The 25,863-nt window shown below is 59.1% G+C and carries 20 protein-coding genes and 1 pseudogene; 10 read left to right on the top strand and 11 right to left on the bottom strand.

Going from position 1 to position 25,863, the window contains the following annotated elements; all coding sequences use genetic code 11:
* Nucleotides 1-73: 73 nt before the first annotated feature.
* Nucleotides 74-1,294 (bottom strand): aspartate aminotransferase family protein, encoded by a 1,221-nt coding sequence (locus tag CRN80_RS16250; protein ID WP_003193615.1) that lies wholly within the window; start codon nt 1,292-1,294, stop codon nt 74-76.
* A 301-nt stretch (nt 1,295-1,595) separates the two neighbouring features.
* Here CRN80_RS16250 and CRN80_RS16245 point away from each other — a divergent pair, with 301 nt between their 5' ends.
* Entirely contained in the window at nt 1,596-6,635 is a 5,040-nt protein-coding gene (locus tag CRN80_RS16245) for a dermonecrotic toxin domain-containing protein (RefSeq protein WP_256588484.1), read from the top strand.
* A 7-nt stretch (nt 6,636-6,642) separates the two neighbouring features.
* Here the strand turns inward: CRN80_RS16245 and argR are convergent, their stop codons facing one another.
* The 7 genes from argR to acs all read right to left on the bottom strand — a co-directional run bounded on the left by argR (nt 6,643) and on the right by acs (nt 14,659).
* A complete protein-coding gene (gene argR, locus CRN80_RS16240) occupies nt 6,643-7,623 on the bottom strand; it encodes a transcriptional regulator ArgR (protein ID WP_014719597.1) in 981 nt (326 codons plus the stop codon).
* 218 nt (nt 7,624-7,841) lie between these two features.
* On the bottom strand, nt 7,842-8,606 hold the full coding sequence (locus tag CRN80_RS16230) for an ABC transporter ATP-binding protein (RefSeq protein WP_003193620.1): 765 nt from the start codon (nt 8,604-8,606) through the stop codon (nt 7,842-7,844).
* A gap of 27 nt (nt 8,607-8,633) precedes the next feature.
* Complete coding sequence (locus tag CRN80_RS16225; protein WP_034133580.1) at nt 8,634-9,746, bottom strand: succinylglutamate desuccinylase/aspartoacylase family protein; 1,113 nt, start codon at nt 9,744-9,746, stop codon at nt 8,634-8,636.
* A gap of 1 nt (nt 9,747) precedes the next feature.
* Nucleotides 9,748-10,446 (bottom strand): ABC transporter permease, encoded by a 699-nt coding sequence (locus CRN80_RS16220; RefSeq protein WP_005790641.1) that lies wholly within the window; start codon nt 10,444-10,446, stop codon nt 9,748-9,750.
* On the bottom strand, nt 10,443-11,132 hold the full coding sequence (locus CRN80_RS16215; RefSeq protein WP_003193627.1) for an ABC transporter permease: 690 nt from the start codon (nt 11,130-11,132) through the stop codon (nt 10,443-10,445). Before CRN80_RS16215 ends, CRN80_RS16220 begins: the two co-directional genes overlap by 4 nt.
* A 91-nt stretch (nt 11,133-11,223) precedes the next feature.
* Entirely contained in the window at nt 11,224-12,009 is a 786-nt protein-coding gene (locus tag CRN80_RS16210; protein WP_032895631.1) for an ABC transporter substrate-binding protein, read from the bottom strand.
* 694 nt (nt 12,010-12,703) lie between these two features.
* Nucleotides 12,704-14,659 (bottom strand): acetate--CoA ligase, encoded by a 1,956-nt coding sequence (gene acs, locus CRN80_RS16205; protein ID WP_005790645.1) that lies wholly within the window; start codon nt 14,657-14,659, stop codon nt 12,704-12,706.
* A 397-nt stretch (nt 14,660-15,056) separates the two neighbouring features.
* Between acs and CRN80_RS16200 the strand changes: the two genes are divergently transcribed.
* From CRN80_RS16200 to CRN80_RS16185, 4 genes are all read left to right on the top strand, one after another.
* On the top strand, nt 15,057-15,326 hold the full coding sequence (locus tag CRN80_RS16200; RefSeq protein ID WP_014719601.1) for a DUF2790 domain-containing protein: 270 nt from the start codon (nt 15,057-15,059) through the stop codon (nt 15,324-15,326).
* Between the two features lie 553 nt (nt 15,327-15,879).
* Complete coding sequence (locus CRN80_RS16195) at nt 15,880-17,130, top strand: ribonucleotide-diphosphate reductase subunit beta (RefSeq protein WP_032895630.1); 1,251 nt, start codon at nt 15,880-15,882, stop codon at nt 17,128-17,130.
* 316 nt (nt 17,131-17,446) lie between these two features.
* Nucleotides 17,447-18,019 carry a Bro-N domain-containing protein gene (locus CRN80_RS16190; protein WP_098950571.1) on the top strand — a complete coding sequence of 191 codons (573 nt, stop codon included), beginning with the start codon at nt 17,447-17,449 and terminating at the stop codon, nt 18,017-18,019.
* A 99-nt stretch (nt 18,020-18,118) separates the two neighbouring features.
* Nucleotides 18,119-18,832 (top strand): HNH endonuclease, encoded by a 714-nt coding sequence (locus CRN80_RS16185; RefSeq protein WP_098950570.1) that lies wholly within the window; start codon nt 18,119-18,121, stop codon nt 18,830-18,832.
* Nucleotides 18,833-18,974: 142 nt separating this feature from the next.
* On the opposite strand, the gene CRN80_RS16180 is transcribed toward CRN80_RS16185, so the two are convergent.
* Together CRN80_RS16180 and CRN80_RS31715 are read right to left on the bottom strand one after the other, a co-directional pair.
* Entirely contained in the window at nt 18,975-19,271 is a 297-nt protein-coding gene (locus CRN80_RS16180) for a hypothetical protein (protein ID WP_098950569.1), read from the bottom strand.
* Nucleotides 19,272-19,379: 108 nt separating this feature from the next.
* Nucleotides 19,380-19,454: pseudogene (locus CRN80_RS31715) on the bottom strand (type VI secretion system tube protein Hcp); the annotation flags it as partial.
* A gap of 368 nt (nt 19,455-19,822) precedes the next feature.
* On the opposite strand from CRN80_RS31715, the gene CRN80_RS16175 reads away from it, so the two are divergent.
* On the top strand, nt 19,823-20,470 hold the full coding sequence (locus tag CRN80_RS16175) for an HAD-IB family hydrolase (protein ID WP_032900840.1): 648 nt from the start codon (nt 19,823-19,825) through the stop codon (nt 20,468-20,470).
* 92 nt (nt 20,471-20,562) lie between these two features.
* Here the strand turns inward: CRN80_RS16175 and CRN80_RS16170 are convergent, their stop codons facing one another.
* Complete coding sequence (locus tag CRN80_RS16170) at nt 20,563-21,522, bottom strand: LysR family transcriptional regulator (protein WP_098950568.1); 960 nt, start codon at nt 21,520-21,522, stop codon at nt 20,563-20,565.
* A 193-nt stretch (nt 21,523-21,715) separates the two neighbouring features.
* Here CRN80_RS16170 and argH point away from each other — a divergent pair, with 193 nt between their 5' ends.
* The 4 genes from argH to CRN80_RS16150 all read left to right on the top strand — a co-directional run bounded on the left by argH (nt 21,716) and on the right by CRN80_RS16150 (nt 25,818).
* On the top strand, nt 21,716-23,143 hold the full coding sequence (gene argH / locus CRN80_RS16165; protein WP_032895624.1) for an argininosuccinate lyase: 1,428 nt from the start codon (nt 21,716-21,718) through the stop codon (nt 23,141-23,143).
* 160 nt (nt 23,144-23,303) lie between these two features.
* A complete protein-coding gene (locus tag CRN80_RS16160) occupies nt 23,304-24,182 on the top strand; it encodes an amino acid ABC transporter permease (protein ID WP_016979819.1) in 879 nt (292 codons plus the stop codon).
* Between the two features lie 24 nt (nt 24,183-24,206).
* Entirely contained in the window at nt 24,207-24,971 is a 765-nt protein-coding gene (locus CRN80_RS16155) for an amino acid ABC transporter ATP-binding protein (protein ID WP_098950567.1), read from the top strand.
* A gap of 25 nt (nt 24,972-24,996) precedes the next feature.
* Nucleotides 24,997-25,818, top strand: a complete 822-nt coding sequence (locus CRN80_RS16150) for an ABC transporter substrate-binding protein (protein ID WP_098950566.1) — start codon at nt 24,997-24,999, stop codon at nt 25,816-25,818.
* Nucleotides 25,819-25,863 lie beyond the last annotated feature (45 nt).

The raw sequence follows: 25,863 nt of genomic DNA, 5'->3' as shown, positions 1-25,863 counted from the left end.
CACCGAGGTGATGCTATCGCAGGCAAGCCAGCTCCCACATTTGTTCAGGTCCGGCCAATAAAATGTGTCGCTATCAGGCTTGCGTTAACGTCTTCACAGCACGCTCAAAACGATCCAGGCCTTCATTGATGTCCGCCTCTTCCACCACCAGACTCGGCGCAAAACGCACCACGTCGGGGCCGGCTTGCAGGATCATCAAGTTCTCTTTTTCGGCCGCGTTGAACACGTCCTTGGCCTTGCCTTTGAACGCATCGCTCAACACGCAACCGATCAGCAGGCCCATGCCGCGAACCTGAGTGAAGATGCCATACTGCTTGCCGATCTGCTCCAGGCGCGCCTTGAACAGGTCGTGCTTGGCATTCACACCCGCCAGCACTTCTGGGGTGTTGATCACGTCGATCACCGCTTCCGCTACCGCGCACGCCAGCGGGTTGCCGCCGTAGGTGGTGCCGTGGGTGCCGACCACCAGGTGCTTGGCCAAGTCTTCACGGGTGAGCATCGCCGCAATCGGGAAACCGCCGCCCAGGCTCTTGGCACTGGTGAGGATGTCGGGCGTCACGCCGTAATGCTGGTAGGCAAACAGGTGGCCGGTGCGGCCCATGCCGGTTTGCACTTCGTCAAATACCAGCAGTGCGTCGTGAGCGTCGCACAGCTCGCGAGCGCCTTGCAGGTAAGCCAGCTCGGCCGGCAGTACACCGCCTTCGCCCTGGATCGGTTCCAGCACCACGGCGCAGGTCTTATCGGTCACCGCCGCTTTCAGCGCAGCCAGGTCGTTATAAGGAACGTGGGTGATGCCGGTGATTTTAGGCCCGAAACCATCGGAGTACTTCGACTGGCCACCGACGTTGACGGTGAACAGGGTACGGCCGTGGAAGCTGTTCAGCGCGGCGATGATCTCGTACTTCTCGCTGCCAAAACGGTCGAACGCCACGCGACGGGCCAGCTTGAAGGCGGCCTCGTTGGCTTCGGCGCCGGAGTTGCAGAAGAACACGCGCTCGGCAAAGGTGGCATCGATCAGCTTGTGGGCCAGGCGCAAGGCCGGCTCGTTGGTGAACACGTTGGAGACATGCCACAGCGTGTTGGCCTGTTCGGTCAGTGCACCGACCAGCGCCGGGTGCGCATGGCCCAATACGTTGACCGCGATGCCGCCGGCAAAGTCGATCAGCTCGCGACCGGCCTGGTCCCACACGCGCGAACCTGCGCCACGTACGGGGATGAAGGCAGCAGGTGCGTAGTTGGGCACCATCACTTGGTCGAAATCGGCACGTTGCACCGGGGCTTGCTCAACGGACATCGGAGTCTCCTGAAGAGGAACGCCTGCCTGGAACTGGCGGGCGATGCAGGGATTGTAAGGACAGTTTTCAGCGCCACCTTGTCGCCAAGCGACAACTTCTTATAGCGCCAACCCCGGTTTTACGCGGGTTTACGGCAATGCGACATATTGCATCGCAATGGCGCAGTGTAAACGCTGCGTTCAGTGAGAGGCAGAGGCACGGCCCGCTGATTTTCGCCTAATGCCTTAACTATCTGCTGCCCATGAACCCATCAGGCTTGCTGTGATGACAGTGACTCACCCCCACTGAAGGATCAGCCCCGTGCCCACGACAATCAGCCAACGCCTCGCAGTCGCCGCCACCCAAGTGCCTGCCGGGTTTCACACACGCCTGCCGGCCTGGCTGGCAAACGCCTCGGATGACAAGCGCCAAGCGTTGAAAACTGCGCCACTGGATGTCGCCGACTGGCAGGCCGACGCCAGCCGCCAGCAACACGCGCCCCTCAAGCAGGCGGTGGAGCAGAGTTGGACCGCGCAAAGCAAAGTAGACGCGGCACTGGCCGACCTCAAGACACCGCACGCCTTCACCGCACCGCTTTTGCAACAGGCGCTCAAGACCCGCTGGGGCGTGGACATCGATGTCAGCACCACCCATCTGCGCCTGTATGCGCCCCTGACGATCCCACTGTTCCCCATAGAAACCGGCGGCGTCAAAGCCTGGACCGTGTCGCTGGTGGATGCCGCGCTGCACAACTTTGATGCAGCAGAAAGCAAGAAAGCTGCCTACACCGCAGACTCCAGCTTCATCACCCAACCCTCTGCCACCGGGCAATTCGACACCCTGCCCTCAGTAAACAGCAAAGTCAGCATCCAGGCCTTCATCCGGCTCTGCCGTGAACTGGACATCGGCACGCAATACCAGGCCTACCTCAAGACATTTTTCGGTTTCCAGGACGCCACCCGCAAGAGCGCGCTGCGCAGTACCGTCATCGAAAGCCTGAAGGCCGAGGCACAAGCCGCCGTGCACCTGGCGCGCCTGAAAAAGGACGGCAGCGAAGCCGTACTGCGCACGCTCCAGGCCCAGCTCAAAGGCATCAGCAGCCTGACACTGGAAGGCAAGACCCTGCTCAGCCACGACCTGAGCCTGATGGACGCGCCGCTGGCCGGCATTGTGCTGTTCGCCGCCGACCTGGAACTGCACCACAGCGCAGTGCCCGTGGTGGCGTACATCCCCGGCGATCCGCAGGCACCGCTCAAGTATTACCGCGACGGCATTGCCTTCATTCAAGACCTGACCCGCAAATTGCGCGACGCCGATTACCAAGCGTTCTTCAGCCGCTTTATCAGCCACGAACACCGCGCCTACTTCTTTGCCAACCTCAATAACCGCTTGTCCCAGATAACCTGGCACTCCCCCATCCCCGGCGACCCCAGGCCGACCTGGCGCGCTGAACCGGTGGCCAACCCCAAGCTGCAATTGCACGCGACGAAAATCACGGGCGAGCTGTACGAACACCTCTATGAAAGCAAACTCAACAGGCTGCTCAATGACGCGCGCAATATTGCCGTGTCCACCGCCGACGCCGACAGCAAGGCACGCTGGCAACGTTGGGACGTCGTGGCAAAAATCGGCAAAACCCTGCTCGAAATCGTCGCTTTCATCGCCACGCCGTTCATTCCCCCCCTGGGCCTGCTGATGCTTGGCTACACCGCCTATCAACTGCTCGACGACGTGTTCGAAGGCATCGTCGACTGGGCTGAGGGCCTCAAGCGCCAGGCGTTCGGGCACCTGATGTCGATCCTGGAGCAAATGGTGCAATTGGGTATGTTCGCGGTCGGCGCACCGATTGCCGAAGGGCTGCTACGCCAGGCACTGCCTCGGGAAGTCTGGGCGTTTTTCGAGCGCCTGCACCCGGTCACCTCGCACGACGGCAAAACGCGCCTGTGGAACCCGGACCTGAGCCCCTACGCCCACGACCTTCAGTTGCCCGCCGCCTCACGCCCCCAGGCCGATGGATTGCATACCTACGGGGACAAACAGATCCTGCCCCTCGATGGGCAACACTTCGCCGTCAAGCAACAAGCGGACAACACCGTGCTGGTGCACCCAAGCCACATGCATGCCTACCAACCGCCCATTATCGGTAATGGCAAGGGTGCCTGGTTGACCCCACTGGATCGCCCGCTGACCTGGGACCGCAGCACCTTGCTGCGCCGCCTCGGCCCGCCCGCCGAGAGCCTCAGCGAAACCGGCCTGGAACAGGCACAGCGCATCAGCAGCACCGACGATGGCGCCCTGCGCAAACTCTACATGGACCGCCAGCCGCCACCGCCGTTGCTGGCCGACAGCCTCAAGCGCATTCACATCGACCAGCACCTGCAAGACTTCATCGACCAGATGAACAGCGACGACCCGCAGGTTTATCGAAAAGCCGACACGCAGACCCAACTCTGGCTGCTCAGCCAGACCGGCCTGTGGCCCGAAACCAAGACCCTGCGTTTTCTAAACGCCAAAGGCGAAACGGTATGGGAACATCCTGGCCGAGAAAACGCGGCAGTGGCGCAAATCCATGAAGCGCAGATGAACAACGGCGACCTGCTCAAGACCCTGCTGGAAACCCTCGACGAGCCAGAGCGCAAGACGTTGCTGGAAGAAGACTTTGGCACCCCCACCACCCAATTGCATGTGCGCGCCGCCAAGCTACGCAAACAGCTGGCACGCAGAGCCGCGGATAAACGCGCTTCGATGTTCGACTCACGCTACCGAGGCCTGGAGCTGACCACCGATGCGCGCGTTCAGAAGGTCATCGACAGCACGCCAGGCCTGCCGGTCAGCGCGGCCGAGGAAGTGCTGCGCGGTGCCAGCGGCCAGGATCTGCTCGACATCGACCAGGGCACACTGCCTTCGCACCTGGTCGAACGTGCACGCTGGGCAGCCCACCAGGTTCGAATCAGCCGGGCGTATGAAGGCTTGTACATGAGCGCGCTGGAGAGCGGCGACACCCACCGACTCGCCGTGCACTCCCTGGAAAAACTGCCGGGCTGGTCGCCCCAGGTGCGCCTGGAAGTGCGCGACTTCAAGCGCGACGGCCAGTTGCACGACGCCATCGGCCCTGCCCAAGCGCCCATTCGACGCCTGTTGGTGCGCACCATCGAAGGCGACTACATTCCCGAAGACAGCAAGGGCACCCTGCTTGGCGAAACCGACTTCTACACCGCCGTGCTCCAGGCATTGCCCGATGCGCAGCGCGACGCGCTGAATATGCAGATCGGCCAGGGCCCGCACCTGCGAGAAACCCTGCGCCAACATGCGCTGGCACGTGACGAGCTTGGCCCTCTGCTGGCCGAAGTACCGCTGCTCAAACCCTCCTACGACCCCACCCTGATGCGCCTGCCCGGCGGCATGGAAGGTTACGACGCCAGCCCATCCACTGCCGGTAGCAGCAGCGGCGCTGCCTCGCTCGAGGCGCGGCTGCACGAGTTGTACCCGCAACTGAGCCCCAACGAGCTGACCGCCGTAATCGCTGCCATGCACAACGACCCCGGTACGCCATTGGGTACCCTTCAATTCCTGAAGAACGAGTTCTCGCAGTTGGACGCCAGCCTCAGAGCCTGGCAGCAGAACGTGCCACAAACCCTTGTGGGCACTGACCTACCCCTGAGCCGCTGGCGAATTGCTTCTGAACAGCAGAATCGTCGGCTCTGGGCGCAACGGCTGATCAGCGCCTGGCGCCACGACACACCCCGGGACGCCGCGTTTGATAACGGGCACCTGTTGCAACTCAACCAACCCATTTACGGCGAACTGCCGACACTGGAGGCCAGCTTCGGGCACATCACCAGCCTGGAGTTGCTGGGCTACCTGACCACCCGTGGCACGCCGGCCTTCTTGGGGCGCTTTCCCGGGCTACGCCGGCTGGCTATCAGCGACATCGCCCTCAGAACACTGCCCGAGGAGGTCAGCGCATTAACTCGCCTCAATGCACTGGTACTGCGCAATTGCGAACTCAACCTCACCACCCCAAGCCGTGCAGCCCTGGCCAACCTGGCCGAGCTGCACACCCTGGACCTGTCCAACAACCCGCTGGCGCTGGCGCCCAATCTGGAAAACATGGCCAACCTGCGTACGCTCAACCTTGCGCGCAGCGGGATTTCCGTCTTCCCCTCCGGCCTGCTCAGTCGACCTCGGCTGGTCAGCGCCAACCTCAGCAACAACCTCCTGCGCAGACTGCCCGACGCCCTGTTTTCCCTGCCCGCGGGCGCCGCCAGGGCCTTCGACCTTTCCGGCAACCCACTCTCACGCACGACGCTTGAACGGATAAAAACCTACTGCCAGAACACCGGGGAACACTTTGGCGCCGACGCCAACCCAGCGGAGGTGCGCCTGGCCCAAGCGCTTTACCCGACCTATAGCACCTACGAGGCCAATCAATTTATCTTCAGGTTGCCAGGCGGGCTGGACGATTCAATGGCGACACTGGTGCGCCTCAAGGCCGACTACGAACGCCTGCAGGCCGACCTGCAAGAATGGGTAGCGGATGTGCCCGCGCGCTACCCGTTCACGGACGTGCCCATGGATGAACAGGTTCGCGCACAGCAGCAGCTCATGCGCGGGGAAATAAGAGGCTTGCTGGAGCAAGTGTGGCGACGCGAGAGCGACCTGGACTTCAGTCATGACACGCTGACCCAAACCCATCAAATGGTCCTGACGTTGCCACTGTTGGGCGACCTGCCGAAACTGAATGTGGATTTCAAGCACGTTTCCAAGCTGGAACTGAGGGCGCAGGAAACCACCTCGATACCCGAAGGCTTTCTGGAACGCTTCTCCAACCTGGAGAGCCTGCTGATTGACCGCTATGTCCTCAAAGACATTCCCGCTGCCGTGTTCAAGCTGCCCAAGCTCAATACACTCAGCCTGACGCAATGCCAACTGCGGCTGACCCCCGAAAGTGTCGCAGCGTTGAGCGACCTGCACGACCTGAACTACCTGGACCTGAGCGATAACCCACTGGGGCTGCCCCCCGATGTCAGCAACATGTCCGGCCTGGAGACCTTGATGATGGAAAACGCCGGGCTTACTGAAGTGCCGCGCGGCGCATTCAACCTGACATCGCTCACCCAACTGAACCTGAGCGATAACCGTATCACCGAGTTGCCCACCGACCTGATTGAAGTGGACCCGGACGCAGCGGCAGGTTTTGATCTGAGCGACAACCCCTTCTCACCCGAGGCGATTGCCATCCTGCGTCGCTATTACAACCGCACGGCGGTGGATTTCGATGTCGCGCAAGCCAGGCAACCGGCGCCAGACGACTCTGGCTCAAGCTCCCCGACTTCATCCGAAACAGACAACGAACCCTGAGCGCCGCTCAACCGCGCTCGGAGGGCACCGACGATAACTCGAACGGGCTGCTGCTGCGGCGCTGGTTACGGTCTTCGCGAGGGGTGGCGCCGAAAAAATTGCGGTAGGCGCTGGAGAAGTGCGGCCCTGAGGAGAAGCCGCACGACAGGCCGATCTGGATGATCGACTTGCTGGTTTGCATCAACATCTGGCGCGCCTTGTTCAGGCGCAATTCCAGGTAGTACTGGCTGGGAACGCGGTTGAGGTATTGCTTGAAGATCCGTTCAAGCTGTCGTCGTGAGACGCACACGTGCTGGGCGATTTCATCGGTGGTCAGCGGTTCTTCGATATTGGCCTCCATCAGCAAAACCGCCTGGGTCAGCTTCGGATGGCTGGAACCCAGGCGATTTTGCAATGGAATACGCTGGCGCTCGCCGCCTTCGCGGATGCGTTCTACTACCAACTCTTCGGACACCGCACCGGCCAGCTCCGCACCGTGGTCACGGGCCAATACCGCCAGCAGCAGGTCGAGTACCGACATGCCGCCGCAGGCAGTGAGGCGGTCACGGTCCCAGTCGAACAAATGGCTGGTGGCAATGACCTTGGGGAACCGCTCGGCGAAATCGTCCTGCCAGCGCCAGTGCACGGCGGCGCGGTAGCCATCGAGCAGGCCCAGTTGGGCCAGCGGGTACACACCCGCCGACAAGCCGCCGATTACACACCCTGCCCGAACAAGCTGCTTGAGCGCGGAACTCAGTGGCGAAGCGATGACCGTCGGCGGTTCGTCGGCCAACAGGAACAGCTTCTGAAAGCCCTCCAGCTTACCGGCCCACGGCTCGCCCGGCAGTTGCCAGGCACCTTCGACGGCGGGCTCGGCGAGCAAAAACGACAGCTCGTAGATCACATCCGGATGCACCCGCTGGGCAACGCGCAAGGCCTCCTCAGCCAGCGCAAGCGTAAGGGCTTTTGTGCTGGGCCAAATCAGGAAACCAATTTTGTGGGCGGTCATGGAGTGCTATCCAAAGCGAAAACAGTGAAAGAAGCTGTGGGCCAATGCTAGCCCGTAAACCAACACAAATCTCAAAAACAATGAAGACCTGCTTCCCTGTAGGAGCGAGCTTGCTCGCGAAAAACCTGAGAACGACACGGGGTATCAAGCTTGCCGCGTTATCGTTGACGATCTTCGCGAGCAAGCTCGCTCCTACAGGGGGTGGGTGGCAGTCTTGATTATTTCAAACTGCCAGAGAGGAACTGCTGCAAACGCTCCGACTGCGGGTTGACCAGCACTTCCCGCGGGTTGCCACGTTCTTCAACCACACCTTTGTGCAAAAACACCAACTGGTTCGAGACTTCACGGGCAAAGCCCATTTCGTGGGTCACCACCACCATGGTGCGACCTTCCTGGGCCAGGTCCTGCATCACCTTGAGCACTTCGCCTACCAGCTCAGGGTCGAGTGCCGAGGTCGGCTCGTCGAACAGCATCACCTCTGGCTCCATCGCCAGGGCGCGGGCAATCGCCACGCGCTGTTGCTCACCACCGGACATATGGCCGGGGAACGCATCCTTACGATGGCCCACGCCGACCTTGGCCAGGTAGTGCTCGGCCTTTTCACGCGCTTCTTTCTTCGATACGCCCAGCACGTGCACCGGCGCTTCCATCACGTTTTCAAGCGCGGTCATGTGCGACCACAGGTTGAAATGCTGGAACACCATGGACAGGCGCGAACGCATGCGCTGCAACTGCTTGGGGTCGGCAGCCTTCATGGCGCCGTCTTTGTTGGCGACCAGTTTGAGCTCTTCGTTATTGAGCAGAATCTTGCCGGCGTGGGGTTGCTCGAGCAGGTTGATGCAGCGCAAAAAGGTACTTTTGCCCGAACCACTGGAGCCGATGATGCTGATCACATCGCCGGCGGCGGCGGCCAGGGACACACCTTTGAGCACTTCATGACTGCCATAGCGTTTATGCAGGTCTTGGACTTCAAGCTTGTACATGCGGTCGGTTCTCACAAAAACAGGTGGTCAGTCGTTGAGCAAGCGCCCGCAGCGCAGCGCTTCGCGCCCCGCCACCTTGGCCAGCCAGAAACCCGCTTGGGCATAACGTAGCCGTTCAACGGCAAACAACACCCCCGAGGTGCCCGCGCAAATAGTGCTTACGCGGTCGGTGAGGGGGTCAATCACTTCAAAAATCTCGTCGCCGGTTTCTACCCAGTCGCCAGCTTTACGCAGGTAACTGATCACCCCGGCGTGGGGCGCGAACAACAACTCGGTGCCTTCGAACGGCACGCCTTCGCACGGCTCAAACTGCGGCGCAGGCCATTGGCCTTTGATCAGGCCTTGCTCGGCTAGAAAGGCCAGGATGCCTTCGGCGTGGAAGATCGCTTCATCACGGCCGGTATCAGCCTGGCCGCCCAGTTCCAAGGTCGTCGCCAGGCACGCCAGCGGAATCTGCGCATCCGGGAACGCGCGTGACAAACGCAGCCACGGCAGCGAACAGGCCTCATCAAATGAACTGCCGCCGGAGTCTTCCGCCAGCAGGCCGACCTTCACATTCAAATGTGCCGACAACGAACGCCACTGGGGCCAATGCTGGGGCAGCGCGTACATATGCAGCGCGGCTTCAGCGTCGCAATGCAGGTCGAGCACCACATCGGCGGTGCAGGCGTGGCTCAGCAGGATGCGTTGCATGCCTTGCAGCTGGCTGCTCGGTTCGGGCAAGGCATTGAGCGCATCGCTCATGGCCTGGCGGATCAGGCGCACATTGGCGTGCGGGTCGTCCCCCAGCTTGCCTTGCAGCAACTCGGCCACCGGCTCGCTCAGTTCGACAAAATCGCGGTTGAAATTCTTGCCGCTGCCGACTTCGAAACGCCCCTGGTGGCTGCCCTGCAACAACTGGCCGAGACCCATCGGGTTGGCGACCGGCACCAACTCGATCACGCCGTTGAGGGCGCCTTGCTGTTCCAGCGCCACAAGGCGCTTTTTCAGTTCCCAGGCGGCGCGCATGCCAGGCAATTCATCGGCGTGCAGGCTGGCCTGGATATAGGCCTTGCGCTCGCCACTGCCGAAACGAAACACGCTCAGCTGGCGCTCGCAGCCCAGGTGCCCCCAGGGCAGCAGATGGTCGATACGTTCCATATCAGTGCTTCCGTGGAGCCAGGTAGCTCAGCCAGCGGCGCTCGGCCAACTTGAACAAGCGCACCAGGATGAAGGTCAGGCACAGGTAGAACACGCCGGCGGTGATATAGGCTTCGAACGGCAGGTAATACTGGGCATTGACCGTACGCGCGGCACCGGTGATGTCGATCAGGGTAACGATGGACGCCAGGCTGGTGGTCTGCAGCATCATGATCACTTCGTTGCTGTACTGCGGCAGCGCACGGCGCAGGGCCGACGGCAACAGGATGCGGCGGTACAGTTTGTAGCGCGACATGCCCATGGCCTTGGCCGCTTCGATCTCACCGTTAGGTGTAGCCTTGAGGCTACCGGCGATAATTTCGGCGGTGTAGGCGCTGGTGTTGATCGCAAACGCCAGGCACGCACAGAACGTGGCGCTGGACAGCAGCGGCCATAGGAAGCTTTCGCGCACCACTTCGAACTGCGCCAGGCCGTAGTAGATCAAAAACAGCTGCACCAGCATCGGCGTGCCGCGGATCACATAGGTGTAAAGCCAGGCCACGCCGTTGACGACCGGCTGCTTGGACACCCGCATCAAGCCCAGGGGCAAGGCGGCGAGCAGGCCGAAGAACAGCGAGATGGCGAGCAGTTTCAGGGTGGTCAGCAAGCCGCCAAGGTACAGCGGCATGGCCTCCCAGATGACGTTGTAGTCGAAGATCATAGATCAGCCGCCCTTACGCCTACCGAGTAGCGCTTCTCAAGGTAACGCAAGGCCAGCAACGACACGCTGGTGATCACCAGGTACATCGCCGCCACTGCGAGGAAGAAGGTAAAAGGCTCGCGGGTGGCGTCTGCCGCCTGCTTGGCCTTGAACATCATGTCTTGCAGACCTACCACCGAAATCAGCGCGGTGGCCTTGGTCAATACCAGCCAGTTGTTGGTAAAACCAGGGATCGCCAGCCGAATCATCTGCGGCACCATCACCCGGAAAAACACCTGAAAACTGCTCATGCCATACGCCAGGCCGGCTTCGGCCTGGCCTTTGGGGATGGCCATGAAGGCGCCACGGAAGGTTTCCGAGAGGTAGGCGCCAAAGATGAAACCCAGGGTGCCGATACCGGCGGCCAAGGGGTTCAAGTCGATATAGTCGTCAAAGCCCAGCAACGGCGCGACGCGGTTAAGCAAGTCCTGACCGCCGTAGAAAATCAGCAGGATCAGCACCAGGTCGGGGATCCCGCGGATCACCGTGGAGTACAGGTCGCCCAGCCAAGCCAGCCAGCGTACCGGCGACAGGCGTAGCGCGACCCCGATCAGACCCAGAACGATGGCCAAGGCCATGGACGACAAGGCGAGCTGAAGCGTCAACCAAGCGCCATCGAGGATAACGGCCCCGTAGCCTTTCAACATGATTCAGGTCCTCGAAAAGGGGGATGAAAAAATGGCGCAAACTTCAGGATGACTGTTGCTTGCGCCATTTCGGACAGACAGCTGCGATGAATTACTTGGCGTCAGCGCCGTAAATATCGAAGTCGAAGTACTTGTCCTGGATTTTCTTGTATTCGCCGTTGGCACGGATGGCAGCGATGGCCGCGTTGATGCGCTCCAGGTTTTCCTTGTCGCCTTTGCGCACTGCGATGCCGATACCGTCGCCGAAGTATTTGGCTTCGGTGAACGATGGGCCTACGAACGCGTAGCCTTTGCCGGCGTCGGTTTTCAGGAAACCGTCTTGCAGCAGGGTGGCGTCAGCCACGGTACCGTCGAGACGACCGGCAGCCACGTCCAGGTAGATTTCGTTCTGGGTGCTGTAACCCTTGATTTCCGCACCTTTAGGAGCCAGGACTTCCTTGGCGAAACGATCGTGGATCGAACCGCGCTGCACACCGATCTTCTTGCCTTTGAGTTCATCCAGGCTGTCGCTGACGGTAGTGCCTTCCTTCATCACCAGGCGCGCTGGGGACAGGTAATAGCGGTTAGTGAAGTCCACGGATTTCTTGCGGTCTTCCGTGATGGACATGGACGACAGGATCGCGTCGATCTTGCGCACTTTGAGTGCCGGGATCAGGCCATCGAATTCCTGCTCGACCCAGGTGCACTTGACGTCCATCTGCTTGCACAGGGCGTTGCCGATGTCGTAGTCAAAACCGACGATGCTGCCATCCGGCGCCTTCGAGGCAAACGGAGGGTAAGCCGCTTCGATACCAATTTTCAGCGGCTTGCCTTCGGCGAAAGCCTGCATGGACAGCACGGACAGCGCCAGGGCGCCCAACAGCACGAGTTTCTTCATCTTGGGACTCCATCGGTATAGGGCAAAAACAGCAGTATGAGCCATGGCCCACGATGCGGCGAAGGTGTAACCGAATAGCGGTGCTGCGTCCTGCGCGGGCGACACCTGCGACGACGAGCGAGTGATCGGCATTCTAACGACAGGCCGGAAGCCGATATTTCCTCAATGCGACAACAATTTACAGAAGCACTGAGAAAGCGGTTCCAACTCATTGACAGCCTCTGAATTTTATGCAGAGACAAAAGATATTAAACCTGATGATGCTGCAAATTGCGGGCCTATTATTCGCAAACCCTTCTAGCACGGCAAGTCTGGCGTTTAATCTTATTTTTTGGGGTGTCTAGAACGCGGTTTTTCGGGGCGTGGGCGTGGTCCATTGCCTCAGGTTTGTGCGGGCGGTTACACATTTGAGCGAGGCGGTAACATTCAGAAACGTCCTACGATGAAAACCGATATTTATTGGTTTGGTGGATATACAGGTGTGTCAGACCGCCACCACTGCCTGCTATGGAAAGCACCCCAAATGTGGGAGCGGGCTTGCTCGCGAAAGCGGTGGGTCAGCTAAATATGAGCCAACTGACCCACCGCTTTCGCGAGCAAGCCCGCTCCCACAGGGAATTGGCCTCGGCTCGAACGCCTACAAAAAAGCCCCACCCGGCTTGCACCGAATGGGGCTCTGTCCCACCTACCCCGCTTACGCGACGTTCATGGTCTTGTGCGTTTCAATCAAATGCGCCACCACGCTTGGATCTGCCAGAGTAGAGATATCCCCCAACCCATCGTATTCAGCCGTGGCGATCTTGCGCAAAATGCGCCGCATGATTTTCCCCGAGCGCGTTTTCGGCAGCCCCGGTGCCCACTGGATTACATCCGGCGAGGCAATCGGCCCGATTTCCTTGCGCACCCAGTTCTTCAATTCCAGGCGCAACGCTTCATTGGGCTCTTCGCCATTTTTCAGGGTGACGTACACATAGATGCCCTGCCCCTTGATGTCATGGGGCACGCCCACCACTGCCGCCTCGGCGACTTTGGGGTGGGCAACCATGGCGCTTTCGATCTCGGCGGTGCCCATGCGGTGGCCGGACACGTTCAACACGTCATCCACACGGCCAGTGATCCACCAGTAACCGTCCTCATCGCGACGTGCGCCGTCACCGGTGAAGTACATGCCGCGGAAGGTCTTGAAGTAGGTGTCGACAAAACGGTCATGGTCGCCGTACAGGGTACGCGCCTGGCCTGGCCAGGAATCCAGAATCACCAGGTTGCCCTCGGCGGCGCCTTCGATGATGTTGCCCAGGTTGTCCACCAGCGCCGGTACCACACCGAAGAACGGCCGCGCCGCCGAACCCGGCTTCAGCGCATGGGCGCCCGGCAGCGGGCTCATCAGCGTGGCGCCGGTTTCGGTCTGCCACCAGGTGTCGACGATCGGGCAACGGGATTGGCCGACGTTCTTGTAGTACCAGTCCCAGGCTTCCGGGTTGATCGGCTCGCCCACCGAACCGAGCAGGCGCAGGCTGCTGCCGTCGGCGCCTTCGCAGGCTGCGGTGCCGGAGGCCATCATGGCGCGGATCGCGGTCGGTGCGGTGTAGAGGATGTTGACCTTGTGCTTGTCGACGATCTTCGCCACGCGGGTGATGTCCGGGTAGTTCGGCACGCCTTCGAACAGCAGCGTGGTCGCGCCATTGGCCAGCGGGCCGTAGACGATGTAGGTGTGGCCGGTGACCCAGCCAACGTCAGCGGTGCACCAGTAGATTTCGCCCGGGCGGTAGTCGAATACGCGCTCGTGGGTCAGGGCCGCATAGAGCAAGTAGCCACCGGTGGTGTGCTGCACACCCTTAGGCTTGCCGGTGGAACCGGAGGTATAGAGGATGAACAGCGCTTCTTCGGCACCCATCTCTTTTGGCGCGCAGACGGTGCCCGCTACTTTCATCAGGTCTTCGTACCAGATGTCGCGATGCTGGTTCCACTTGATCGCGCCATTGGTGCGCTTGCACACGATCACCTTCTGGATGCTGCTGGTTTCCGGGTTGGTCAGTGCGTCGTCGACGTTAGCTTTCAGCGGAATCTTCTTACCGGCACGGATGCCTTCGTCAGCGGTAATCACCACTTTCGACTTACAGTCGATGATGCGACCAGCCAAGGCTTCCGGAGAGAAACCGCCAAACACCACCGAATGAATCGCGCCAATGCGGGTACAGGCCAGCATGGCGACCACGGCTTCGGGGATCATCGGCATATAGATAGTCACCACGTCGCCGCGATGCACGTCCTGGCCGCGCAGGGCGTTGGCGAACTTGCAGACTTCTTCGTGCAGCTCGCGGTAGGTGATGTTGCGGCTCTCGGCAGGGTCATCGCCCTCCCAGATGATCGCGATCTGGTCACCACGCTCGGCGAGGTGACGGTCCAGGCAATTGTAGGAAACGTTCAGGGTGCCATCGGCGAACCATTTGATGTCGACATGGTGGTCGTCGAAAGAGGTCTGCTTGACCGCGGTGAAAGGCTTGACCCAGTCAAGGCGCTTGGCTTGCTCACGCCAGAAGCCGTCGGGGTTGACCACCGACTGCTGGTACATGGCCTTGTAGGTCGCCTCGTCGGTCAGCGTGTTGGCTGCTACTTCGGGGCGAACGGGGTACAGGGAAGCCGCACTCATCTTTCTTACCTCGGTGACATAGTTGTTGTTGTATGGCCCCTGTTGTAGCCGGGGTGGGCCTATAGAACCATTCGACGATGGTAGTAACAAGACCCTACAAATTGCCCTGCTATGCCGTTTTACCCCTCTGGCCCGCGTGCTGCGGCGCCTGGCAGGTTTCTGAAAAAATCTTGATTGAGGGATTGTTACAAAAACCGCCAAAAGTGTTTATCAAAACCACGGGTATATGAATATAACCGAGGCGCCTAAAATCAACTCCGCCAACAAGGCACTCTGATTAACAACGCAACAGCCCCCACGAAGGCAACGTTAATCCGAACTTCCCAACTTTTAAGTGACACACGCGGCCTCACAAGGGCCCCGTGCCCCCTTTCGCCCTGAAGAAGGTAATGAAGCAATGAAAGCGTTATTAGTGATGGCCCTGAGCAGCCTGTGCGCCACTGCCGCCCTGGCTGACGAAGCCCCGACTGAACTGGCCGGCCAGAACGCTCCGATCGTTGAGGACTACACCTACAGCACGCACTTGGATGTGGCCAAAGTCTTGTCCATGAGCAGCATTCCAGAAGTCTGCGAAGTTGTACCGGTAAAAATGGAATATGAAGATTCGCAAGGCCAGCGGCATATTCTTAACTATCAAGTGATGGGCAATGGTTGTTCTAACGGCTAACAACTTCTGAAGTTGGATTCTTAATTGCCGCAAGAAATCGTTCTTGCGGCCAAGAACCCGCTTTGAATACACCCCACATCAATTGTGGGAGCTGGCTTGCCTGCGATGGCGATTTCAGCCACGACCACTCTTTTTACGCCCGCTTCCCCTGCCCCAAAAAAAACATCCCCGCCCGTCAAAAACCCCCACCCCCAGCAAAGCCTTGCAAACACTCGCTTTGGCCGAAAACCACGTCATTTTGGCGCTCCCAAGTGACCATCCGCCGCAACACAAACCCAATTTTTTCCCTATAATGCGCGGGTAAATCGGGCCTGCAATATCCCTTTACACAGGGATAAAGAGCCAGACCTTGAGCCTGCGCTGCAGCAAGCACGCATCGCTGCGCCCCTCAAGCCTCATGCAGCACCCGTAACCTGATTCCGTTTATTTGCCTGCGCGAGCTGTTGCAACAAACGATTCCTTAAGATCCACCGCGGCCCAAGGGCCGTGTGAACACCCAACCATCCGGTTTCACACGGGCACCTTTGAGCCCTCACGCAGGAGACGACACGTCATGCTGAGCTGGGACGAATTCGACAAAGAAGAAGAAGGCGAAGTAGCCGCTAAAGGCGCCAACGCCGGCCACGCCACCGAAGCCAACATGGACCGCCTCGACGGTGCCGGCGCTGCTGCCGCCGTGGAAGCCCGCGCCGTCACCGCCAACGACTCCGCCGCCATCGTGCGCGCCAAGGCTGCCCTGGACAAACTCGACGTCGCCGAAGGCCTCGCCGAGCTGGAAGGCGCCTCTGCCCGCGTCGCCGTTGACGAAAAACGCATGATCAACTGCCGCGCCGACCTCAACCAACTCGTGCCGTTCAAGTACGACTGGGCCTGGCAGAAGTACCTCGACGGCTGCGCCAACCACTGGATGCCGCAAGAGGTCAACATGACCGCCGACATCGCCCTGTGGAAAAACCCCGAAGGCCTGACCGACGACGAGCGCCGTATCGTCATGCGCAACCTGGGCTTCTTCTCCACCGCCGACTCCCTGGTGGCCAACAACCTGGTACTGGCCGTGTACCGCCTGATCACCAACCCGGAGTGCCGCCAGTACATCCTGCGTCAGGCCTTCGAAGAAGCGATCCACACCCACGCCTACCAGTACTGCATCGAATCGCTGGCCATGGATGAAGGCGAGATCTTCAACATGTACCACGAGATTCCATCGGTCGCCAAAAAGGCCGCCTGGGGCCTGAAGTACACCCGTTCGATCTCCGATCCAAAGTTCGAAACCGGCACCGTCGACACCGACAAAGAACTGCTGCGCAACCTGGTCGCTTACTACTGCGTGCTGGAAGGCATCTTCTTCTACTGCGGCTTCACCCAGATCCTGTCCATGGGCCGCCGCAACAAAATGACCGGCGTGGCCGAGCAGTTCCAGTACATCCTGCGCGATGAGTCGATGCACCTGAACTTCGGTATCGACGTGATCAACCAGATCAAAATCGAAAACCCACACCTGTGGGATGCCGAGATGAAAGAAGAAGCGACCCAGATGATCCTGCAGGGTACGCAGCTGGAGATTGAATACGCTCGCGACACCATGCCTCGTGGGGTGTTGGGGATGAATGCGGCGATGATGGAAGACTATCTGAAGTTCATCGCTAACCGTCGTTTGACGCAGATTGGGTTGAAGGAAGAGTATCCGGGGACGACGAATCCGTTCCCTTGGATGAGCGAGATCATGGACTTGAAGAAAGAGAAGAATTTCTTTGAGACTCGGGTGATTGAGTATCAGACGGGTGGGGCGTTGAGCTGGGATTGATTTCCAAATCAAGTAACACTAAAGAGCCCTGACTTGTTCAGGGCTTTTTTATGCTCACAGGAATGAACAGGATGCTTCCTACAGGATCATCATCCATAGAGCGGTTGATTCAAACTCCTGTGCCACCTAGGCTCATCCGCCGGTGCCTAAGAAACGCCCAACGTAGAAGCAAGCCTTAATCACACAGCTAAACCTCGCTCGACGTCAGTCATGCGAATTAGATGTCGTTATGTGGCTTAGCCGGTTGGCGTTTCTTAAACCGCACTCTCTACGCTGGGTTCTCGCCCTTGAGCAAATCACGTAGAGGTCATAGGGAATGTCAAATCAACACGTATCCATCTTTCCGGCCAGCAACGCCGTACATGAAGCATTTATCGCGGTAGTGTTCACACGCCACAGCCTTCATTTACATACTCTTCTTTTGGAAAACCAACCCTGGTTTTGCGCCCGCGAGCTTGGGCGCTTGATGGGATGGCATCTGGACGAGCGAACGACTCGCAAGCTCGATAAAGATCAAAAAAGAATCGTAAAATTGCTGTTCCACGGCCAACCGGAAGAAATGCTGATGATCAGCGAATCCGGTGCCTATGCATTGCTGGTCTATCACTATGTGCCGGGAAACCGTCTTTTACGAAGCTGGCTGACTCATGAAGTTGTTCCGACCTTACGCGACCAACGCCAACCTGGAAGCATGGAGCGACCATCTTTGAGCATGCTGGACTGGCCAGAGATGTCGTTAAACCTGCTGCATTGGCAGGATGAGGGCTGGATACGCCTACGGGACATGCCATACCTGTTGGTAAATCGAACGTCACGGAGACAGCGAGCAAAAACGCCGTGGTGGCGAAAGCTCATCCAACCATTCCGAATCAAGCAGCGAACTTGCTGAAGAGCACGTCCGCCAACTCCCACCAATCCGTAGGAAATTTCGTAGACTCGACAACGACCACTCAGTATCGTCCGAGGGTTTTCCACCCTCGGCGGCTGTATGGATATTACGAAAGACAAAACGGACTGGAGCGACGCGGAGCTGGAAGCGGCGGTTGAGGCTTATCTGAAAATGTTGGCTTGGGAAAAGGCCGGCCAGTCTTTCAATAAAGCCCTCGAAAACCGCCTTCCGCGCGAAGGCCCGGTGGCGGGCCGTGCGAAAGGCTCCATCGAATTTCGCATGCAGAATATTTCCACCGTATTGGTCCGTATGGGCTGGGACCGCATCGATGGTTACAAGCCTGCCAAGAACGTGGGCACCGGCGTAGAACAACGTATCCGCCAAGCCCTCGCCGCACAGGCCGTGTTCGAATCCGAGGACGCGGCCCAAACCGCCGATGAACAAACGCTTATTCGCCGCGCTTCCAAGCTGCAGCAGCAAACCTTCCCGAAACTACCGGATGGCATCGCCCAACCGCAGAAAGTAGCCAGTGTCAGCACTGCCTTCGTTCGCGATCCAAAGGTACGCGCCTGGGTGCTCAAGGAAGCCAACGGCATCTGCGAAGGCTGCGGTTCGAATGCGCCGTTTGAGGTCGACGGTTTTCCGTTTCTTGAAGTCCATCACGTCAAGCACCTCGCCCAGAAGGGGTCGGATCGCATCACCAATGCTGTAGCCTTGTGCCCCAATTGCCATCAGCGTTGTCACCGGTCGAGTGATCGGGAGGCTTTTAGCGAAGGGCTTTACGCCAAAATCGGAAGATTGGCACGGGAGTAACCTCCTGCTGTCGCAATTGATGCACGCTTAACACTATTAGTAGGACCGAGGCCAACTTGCGAACCCGGACATGCTAGAAGCCGCCCCTAAGGGCTGACTACTCTCTGCCTCCGACAAGCCTGCGCTCTTTCTCTTTTTTCTTTCAAAACCAGCGCCTGACCTTCCATTTCACCGGAAGTGCAAATCCGTGAGCCAATATGCCGAAAAAGGCAATCCACTCGATGATTGGATATTGAATAATAAAATCACTTCTAACCCCAAAAAAAGGAAACTCGCCATACTTAATCACTTCAATATATGACACCACAAAAAAGCCGTTAAATATCACACACAAAAATAACTTTAGGGTATTAAGACCTTCACCCGAAAGCCTAGCCCTTAGAGCATACGCTCCGGCCACGCCAAAAATCACAAATACAAAAGCATAAAGTACAATCAATCTACCACCACCTTATACACCTGCTTCCCTGTCTCATATCGATATACAACTCAACACCTAATAAAAACATCCCCATTCTTTTGTAAGCCCTCTCTTTATCTGATCGTAGTCCTGAGTTGAAAAATTTGCAGAAATGAGACCTTGGGATTTGCCGTTGATGGTCATGTAGCCGTGGTTTGCCATGGGATTAACGCCTTGTTGTTTTTGGCATTTACCATACGAAAAATTGCAAATAGGAAATATCGGAAAGTTCGCTTTAAGTGGTACGAGCGGTATGTAGGAAATTTAACCCACACTCCGATCAGTCAGCCAAAACACTTGTAAGAACTACCTGCACTCGCTTTCGAGTGAGCATGCCGGAACCTCAGAAGCCCCACTCCTGGCGCAGGGGTAGTAAACTCGTATCGCCATAAACGCATGGACCGTCGCACGCACACAGAAGAGCGCAGAGGCTGACCCGCTGAACCGTCAACCTGAACCCCGACAGGCAAGCGCCAGTCACAACGCTATGAAACCGCCCTACCTGATAAGGACCACCCGTGAACCCAGACATGCTCGAAGCCGGCCCCGCAGACGCCAAAGTACTTTCCGTCTTTGACTTCGACGGCACCCTCACCCACCACGACAGTTTCGTGCCCTTCCTCAAGTTCGCCTTTGGCACCGGTGAGTTTTATGGCCGGATGGTCAAGCTGGCGGTGCCGGGGCTGCGGTTTTTGGTGCGGCAGATCAGCCGGGATGAGTTGAAGGCGCAGTTGATTCGCACCTTCATGACCGGGGTGGAGAAGGCTTGGGTTGAGCAGCAAGCGCAGGAATATTGCCAGGCGCGCTGGAGCAAGTTGATGCGTCCGAGTGGGTTGCAGTCGGTGGCGGATGAGGTGAAGTCCGGGGCGGTGGTGACGCTGTGTTCGGCGTCGCCGGCGTTGGTGTTGCAGCCGTTTGCCGACCGGCTTGGCATTCGTTTGATCGGCACTGAGCTTGAGGTGGTGGATGGGGTGCTGACCGGCAAGCTCACCGGGAATAATTGCCGTTGTGAGAACAAGGTGCTGCGCCTTGAGGCGGTGTATGGGGACCTGGGGGAGTATCGGCTCAGGGCCTGGGGCGATACGCGTGGGGATCGGGAATTGCTGGCGGCGGCGCAGGATGCGCATTTTCGGCATTTTCATGCGAAGAAGAAAAAGCGGGCTCGAGTGCAGCGGTGATGCGGGTGGGCGGGGTTGGCGGGTGAACCGAGGCGATCCCATCGCAGCCTCGCTGGGGCTCGACAGCTCCCACATTTGAGCTTTGTTGAGGCTTAGGCCGGCGTCTTCAGGTCTACACCCAGTGCTGTGGCGAAAGCTTTTACCATCGGGCTTCTCGGGGCGTTGTGGCGCAGGATCAGGTTGAACGCGGTGCTCAGCTGTACCTGCTCCGAGCACAGTGCGCGCAGGCGTCCTTCCCTTACCAGTGGCGTGGCGTAGTGTTCTGGCAGAAAGCCCAGGAAGCGGCCGGTGAGGATCAGGATGGCGACGGCTTCCACTTGTGAGGCCGAGGCGGACTGGCTGTCGTGGTTGACGAAGTTGGCCTTGTCGCGATGGATCGCATACCGATGGTTCACCACTTCATATTGGCGAAGGGCATCGGGGGTGATGTCGCTGGCGGTGAACAGTGGATGCCCTACGGCGCAGTAGGCGTGGGCCTTTTCTTCGTAGAGCGGGAAGTAATCGAATTCTTCACGGCGTTGGTACACCGGGACGATGCCGGCGACCAGGCGCCCTTCCACGACGCCGCGTTCAACTTCGTCCAATTGCGAGGCGTGTAGGCGCAATCTTATTTTTGGCGATTGGCGATGTAAGTTGGCCAGGGCGGTAATCAGCGGGGAGTTAATGTCGGAGACGGTGTTATCAATAACGCCCACACTCAGGTCGCCGATGAGTTCATTCTGTGCCGAACTAAGCTTGTCGCGAAAACTGTCCACCGAAGTAAATAACTCGATGGATGCCTGGTACACCAACTTGCCTTCTTCAGTCAGCCCGAACCCTTCGCGGCCCCGTGTGCACAGGCGCATGCCGATGCGAATCTCAAGGTCGGAGATCTGTTTGCTGATGGCGGCCAGGCCCACGTTCAACTCGTTTTGCGCAGCACTGAAGCCGCCGGCTTCGACCACGGCCATAAATACCCGCAGCAATTTGAAGTCCAACCCGCTCAGTTGCAGCGGTGCTCGGGTGCCGGGTTTTGGCGGCAGGTTTCCAGAAGTGGAAAGTGGGGTTTCCATAATGCGCGTTGACCTCGAGTGCCATATTCAACAGGCTTGAACCCAATCCTTGAACATAGCCAGGCGGCGATAATGAACATAAACATCCGCCCTTGGCAACCTTGAATACGGCGCGTCAGATGCCGGTTCTACACCGATAAACTTCTGTTGAAACTGCCTCCGACTCTTCTAAAAACAAGCGTGAGGAATACCCATGTCCCAGCCCACCGACCGCCTTTGGGGCGCTCGTTTCAAGACCGGTCCGTCTGCGGCGTTGGCCGCGTTGTCGCGCTGCCCTGAGCGTTATTTTCGCCTGACGCCCTACGACCTGGCCGGCTCCCGCGCCCATGCCCGTGAGTTGCAGCGCGCCGGTTTGCTGGATGAGTCGGAGACCCTGCGCACCCTCGAAGCCCTGGACCGTATCGGTGAAGATTTCGCCGCTGGCCAGCTGCATCCCACCCTGGATGATGAGGACGTGCACACCTTTATCGAACGCGTATTGACCGAGCGCCTCGGTGCCCTGGGCGGCAAGTTGCGTGCCGGACGCTCGCGCAATGACCAGACGGCCAATGATCTGCGCCTGTTCCTGCGTGACCATGCGCGCACCATCGCCACCGAGGTGTTGGGCTTGCAGCAGGCGTTGGTTGAACAGGCCGAGCAACATGTGCAGAGCATTTGCCCGGGCTTTACCCATTTGCAGCAGGCGCAACCCATTGTGTTCGCCCATCACTTGTTGGCTCACGCACAGTCGATGCTGCGCGATGTGCAGCGCCTGGTGGATTGGGATGCGCGCACGGCGCTGTCGCCATTAGGCGCGGCAGCCATGGCAGGTTCCGCGATAGCGCGTCAGCCAGAACACTCAGCCAAGGAAATGGGCTACACCGGGCCCTGCGAAAACTCCATCGACGCTGTCGCCAGCCGTGACCATGTGGCGGAGTTCCTGTTTGTGGCGGGCATGCTCGGGGTGAATATTTCGCGACTGTCGGAGGAGTTTTGCCTGTGGTCGTCGCGCCAGTTTCGCTGGGTGGTGTTGGACGATGCCTACGCCACCGGCAGTTCGATCATGCCGCAGAAAAAGAACCCGGACATTGCCGAACTGGCGCGGGGCAAGGCCGGGCGTTTGATTGGCAACCTGACCGGATTGATGTCGACGCTCAAGTCGTTGCCGCTGTCGTACAACCGCGATTTGAGTGAAGACAAGCACAGCGTGTTGGACAGCGTGGACACCTTGCTGCTGGTGTTGCCGGCGATGGCCGGGATGGTGGCGACCATGAAGGTGCAGGTAGAGGAGTTGCGGCGCCAGGCACCGATGGGTTTTACCTTGGCGACGGAGGTGGCGGATTGGTTGGCCACCCGTGGTGTGCCGTTCAAGGAGGCCCATGAAATAACCGGCGCGCTGGTGCAGGCCTGTGAACAGCATGAGATTGAGTTGTGGCAAGCCTCACCGGCGATGTTGGCCGAGGTGGATGGGCGGCTCACCCCGGACGTGCGCGATTGCCTGACCCTGGAGGCGGCGATTGCGGCGCGCAGTGGCTGGGGTGGTACGGCGCCGGAGCGGGTGAAGGAGCAGATTGGGCGGTTGACGGTGGCGTTGGCGGCTCAGCAGGAGTGGGCTGAAAGTTATCAAGGATTTCGAATTTAAGCCGGTGACGATCGTTCCCACGCTCTGCGTGGGAATGCATCCCGTGACGCTCCGCGTCGTCACGTTACGCGCCAACGACGGGACGCGGAGCGTCCGAGGCGGCGTTCCCACGCGGAGCGTGGGAACGATCATGCATCAAGAATAATTTTGGAGTAGCAGCATGAACCAAACCCCGGCAGAGCGCTTGGAAGCCGAGCGCAAGTTGTCCGAGAACCAGTTCGATATCACGCAGTACGAGCATGTGCCGCGGCGCTATTACGGGCGGATGTTTTTTGCCACCCTGATCGTGATTGTGTTGGCGGCGCTGTTGCGCGCGTTTGCCAATGGCCAGATCGAATGGTCCTACATTGGCCAGTTCCTCACGTCTGAGGCGATCCTCTGGGGCCTGGTGAACACCATCGTCATGTCTATCCTGGCGATGGCGCTGGGCGTGGTGATCGGGGTGATCACGGCGATCATGCGCATGTCGGCCAACCCCATCCTGCGTTACGTGGCCATCACCTACACCTGGCTGTTTCGCGGCACGCCGCTGATTTTGCAGTTGCTGCTGTGGTTCAACCTGGCGCTGATCTTCCCGGTGATCGCGATTCCGGGCCTGTTCAGCATCGACACCGTCGACCTGATGACACCCTTCGTGGCCGCCCTGCTCGGCTTGAGCATCAACCAGGGCGCCTACACCGCCGAGGTGGTGCGGGCTGGCTTGCTGTCGGTGGACACAGGCCAATACGAGGCGGCCAAGTCCATCGGCATGCCGAGCCTGCAGGCGCTGCGCAGGATCATTCTGCCGCAGGCCATGCGGGTGATCATCCCGCCGGTCGGCAACGAGTTCATCAGCATGGTGAAAATGACCAGCCTGGCCAGTGTGATCCAGTACTCGGAGCTGCTGCACAACGCGCAAAACATCTACTACGCCAACGCCCGGGTGATGGAGCTGCTGATTGTGGCGGGCATCTGGTACCTGGCGGTGGTGACTGTTCTTTCATTTGGTCAAAGCCGCCTCGAGCGTCGTTTTGCCCGCGGCGCTGGCAAGCGTTCGTAAGTCTGGGTTGAGGAGATTTGCCCCATGAGAAGCATCGTCAAGGCTGTCAACCTGAACAAGTATTACGACCAGTATCACGCCCTGCGTGACATCAATATCGAGGTCGAGCAAGGCGAGGTGATGTGCATCATCGGCCCGTCCGGCTCGGGCAAAAGTACCCTGCTGCGTTGCGTCAACCAGCTGGAAAAAATCGACAAGGGCGGCCTGTGGGTCGATGGCGAACTGGTCGGTTATCGAGTGGTCGGCAACAAGCTGCACGAGATGAACGAAGCGCAGATCGCCCGCCAGCGCCTGGCCACCGGCATGGTGTTCCAGCGGTTCAATTTGTTCCCGCACATGACCGTGTTGCAAAACATCATCGAAGGCCCATGCCAGGTGCTCCAGCGCTCGCCCAAGGAAGCCATCGAAGATGCGCTGGAACTGCTGGCCCGCGTTGGCCTGGCGGACAAGCGCAATGCCTACCCGGTGGAGTTGTCCGGCGGCCAGCAACAACGTGTGGCAATCGCCCGGGCCTTGGCGATGCGCCCCAAGTTGATGCTGTTTGACGAACCCACGTCAGCCCTCGACCCGGAGCTGGTAGGCGAAGTGCTGTCGGTGATGCGCGATTTGGCCACCACCGGCATGACCATGATCGTGGTTACCCATGAATTGGGCTTCGCTCGCGAAGTGTCCAACCGCATGGTGTTTATGGACGCCGGCCAGATTGTGGAAGCCGGCAGCCCCGAAGACATTCTAATAAGCCCACAAAACCCGCGTACCCAAAGCTTTATTTCTGCCGTTCGCACTTAACTAAAAAACTAACGAGAACGCCCCCATGAAAAAGATGTTTATCCCTACCTTGCTTGCAGGCCTGTTGGCCTCCTCGTGTGTACTCGCAGCCTTGCCGCAAGCCATCAAGGATAAGGGTGAAATCAGCGCGGCCATCGTGCCGAACTACCCGCCGATGGACTTCAAGGACCCGGCCACCAACAAGCTCACTGGTTTTGACTTCGACCTGGGCAACGCCCTCGCCGAACGCCTGGGCGTGAAGATCAAATGGCAGGAAACCGGCTTCGAGCAGATGCTCAGCGGCCTGACCACCAAGCGCGTCGATATCGTGCTGTCGGGCATGAGCGACACCGCCGAGCGCCAGAAAGCCGTGACCTTCATCGACTACTTCACCAGCGGCCCACAGCTGTACACCCTGGCCAAGCGTGAAGAGATCAAGGAATTGACCGACCTGTGCGGTAAAAAAGTCGGCACCAGCCGCCGCACCACTTGGCCGTCGGAAATTACCGCGTGGAGCAAGGCAAACTGCGAAGCGGCGGGTAAGCCGGCAATCGTGGTGATCGGCACCGAAGGTTCGGCGGATGCCCGGGCGCAGTTGCAGCAAAACCGCCTGGATGCGGCGATGCAGGGCAGCGAGACCATTCCTTATTTGATGTCGTTGGACAAGGGTAAGTACAAGCCGGTGGGCCTGGCGATTTCCAAGCAGTTCACCGGGCTTGGGATTGAGAAGAGCAATACCGAGTTGGTCACGGCGATCAGTGAAGCGTTGCAGGGCATGATTGATGATGGGACGTACGGCAAGATCCTGAAGAAGTGGGATCTGGAGCAGGGTGCGGTCGAGAAGATCAGCATCAATGCCGGCCAATAATTTGATCTAAAAGTGGGAGCGGGCTTGCTCGCGAATGCGCTGGAT

Source organism: Pseudomonas sp. FDAARGOS_380 (assembly GCF_002591235.1).
Classification (GTDB): Bacteria; Pseudomonadota; Gammaproteobacteria; order Pseudomonadales; family Pseudomonadaceae; genus Aquipseudomonas; species Aquipseudomonas salmasensis.
This window is presented reverse-complemented; position numbering and strand designations above follow the sequence as displayed.

What these genes read in the sequence shown, in the direction of transcription:
- CRN80_RS16190 (WP_098950571.1), top strand. Translation starts at nt 17,447, where the DNA reads ATGTCAAATCAACACGTATCCATCTTTCCGGCCAGCAACGCCGTACAT.
- CRN80_RS16225 (WP_034133580.1), bottom strand. Translation starts at nt 9,746, where the DNA reads ATGGAACGTATCGACCATCTGCTGCCCTGGGGGCACCTGGGCTGCGAG.
- CRN80_RS16185 (WP_098950570.1), top strand. Translation starts at nt 18,119, where the DNA reads ATGGATATTACGAAAGACAAAACGGACTGGAGCGACGCGGAGCTGGAA.
- CRN80_RS16170 (WP_098950568.1), bottom strand. Translation starts at nt 21,522, where the DNA reads ATGGAAACCCCACTTTCCACTTCTGGAAACCTGCCGCCAAAACCCGGC.
- CRN80_RS16155 (WP_098950567.1), top strand. Translation starts at nt 24,207, where the DNA reads ATGAGAAGCATCGTCAAGGCTGTCAACCTGAACAAGTATTACGACCAG.
- argH (WP_032895624.1), top strand. Translation starts at nt 21,716, where the DNA reads ATGTCCCAGCCCACCGACCGCCTTTGGGGCGCTCGTTTCAAGACCGGT.
- CRN80_RS16150 (WP_098950566.1), top strand. Translation starts at nt 24,997, where the DNA reads ATGAAAAAGATGTTTATCCCTACCTTGCTTGCAGGCCTGTTGGCCTCC.
- CRN80_RS16250 (WP_003193615.1), bottom strand. Translation starts at nt 1,294, where the DNA reads ATGTCCGTTGAGCAAGCCCCGGTGCAACGTGCCGATTTCGACCAAGTG.
- CRN80_RS16195 (WP_032895630.1), top strand. Translation starts at nt 15,880, where the DNA reads ATGCTGAGCTGGGACGAATTCGACAAAGAAGAAGAAGGCGAAGTAGCC.
- CRN80_RS16200 (WP_014719601.1), top strand. Translation starts at nt 15,057, where the DNA reads ATGAAAGCGTTATTAGTGATGGCCCTGAGCAGCCTGTGCGCCACTGCC.
- CRN80_RS16220 (WP_005790641.1), bottom strand. Translation starts at nt 10,446, where the DNA reads ATGATCTTCGACTACAACGTCATCTGGGAGGCCATGCCGCTGTACCTT.
- CRN80_RS16175 (WP_032900840.1), top strand. Translation starts at nt 19,823, where the DNA reads ATGCTCGAAGCCGGCCCCGCAGACGCCAAAGTACTTTCCGTCTTTGAC.
- CRN80_RS16160 (WP_016979819.1), top strand. Translation starts at nt 23,304, where the DNA reads ATGAACCAAACCCCGGCAGAGCGCTTGGAAGCCGAGCGCAAGTTGTCC.
- CRN80_RS16230 (WP_003193620.1), bottom strand. Translation starts at nt 8,606, where the DNA reads ATGTACAAGCTTGAAGTCCAAGACCTGCATAAACGCTATGGCAGTCAT.
- CRN80_RS16210 (WP_032895631.1), bottom strand. Translation starts at nt 12,009, where the DNA reads ATGAAGAAACTCGTGCTGTTGGGCGCCCTGGCGCTGTCCGTGCTGTCC.
- acs (WP_005790645.1), bottom strand. Translation starts at nt 14,659, where the DNA reads ATGAGTGCGGCTTCCCTGTACCCCGTTCGCCCCGAAGTAGCAGCCAAC.
- argR (WP_014719597.1), bottom strand. Translation starts at nt 7,623, where the DNA reads ATGACCGCCCACAAAATTGGTTTCCTGATTTGGCCCAGCACAAAAGCC.
- CRN80_RS16215 (WP_003193627.1), bottom strand. Translation starts at nt 11,132, where the DNA reads ATGTTGAAAGGCTACGGGGCCGTTATCCTCGATGGCGCTTGGTTGACG.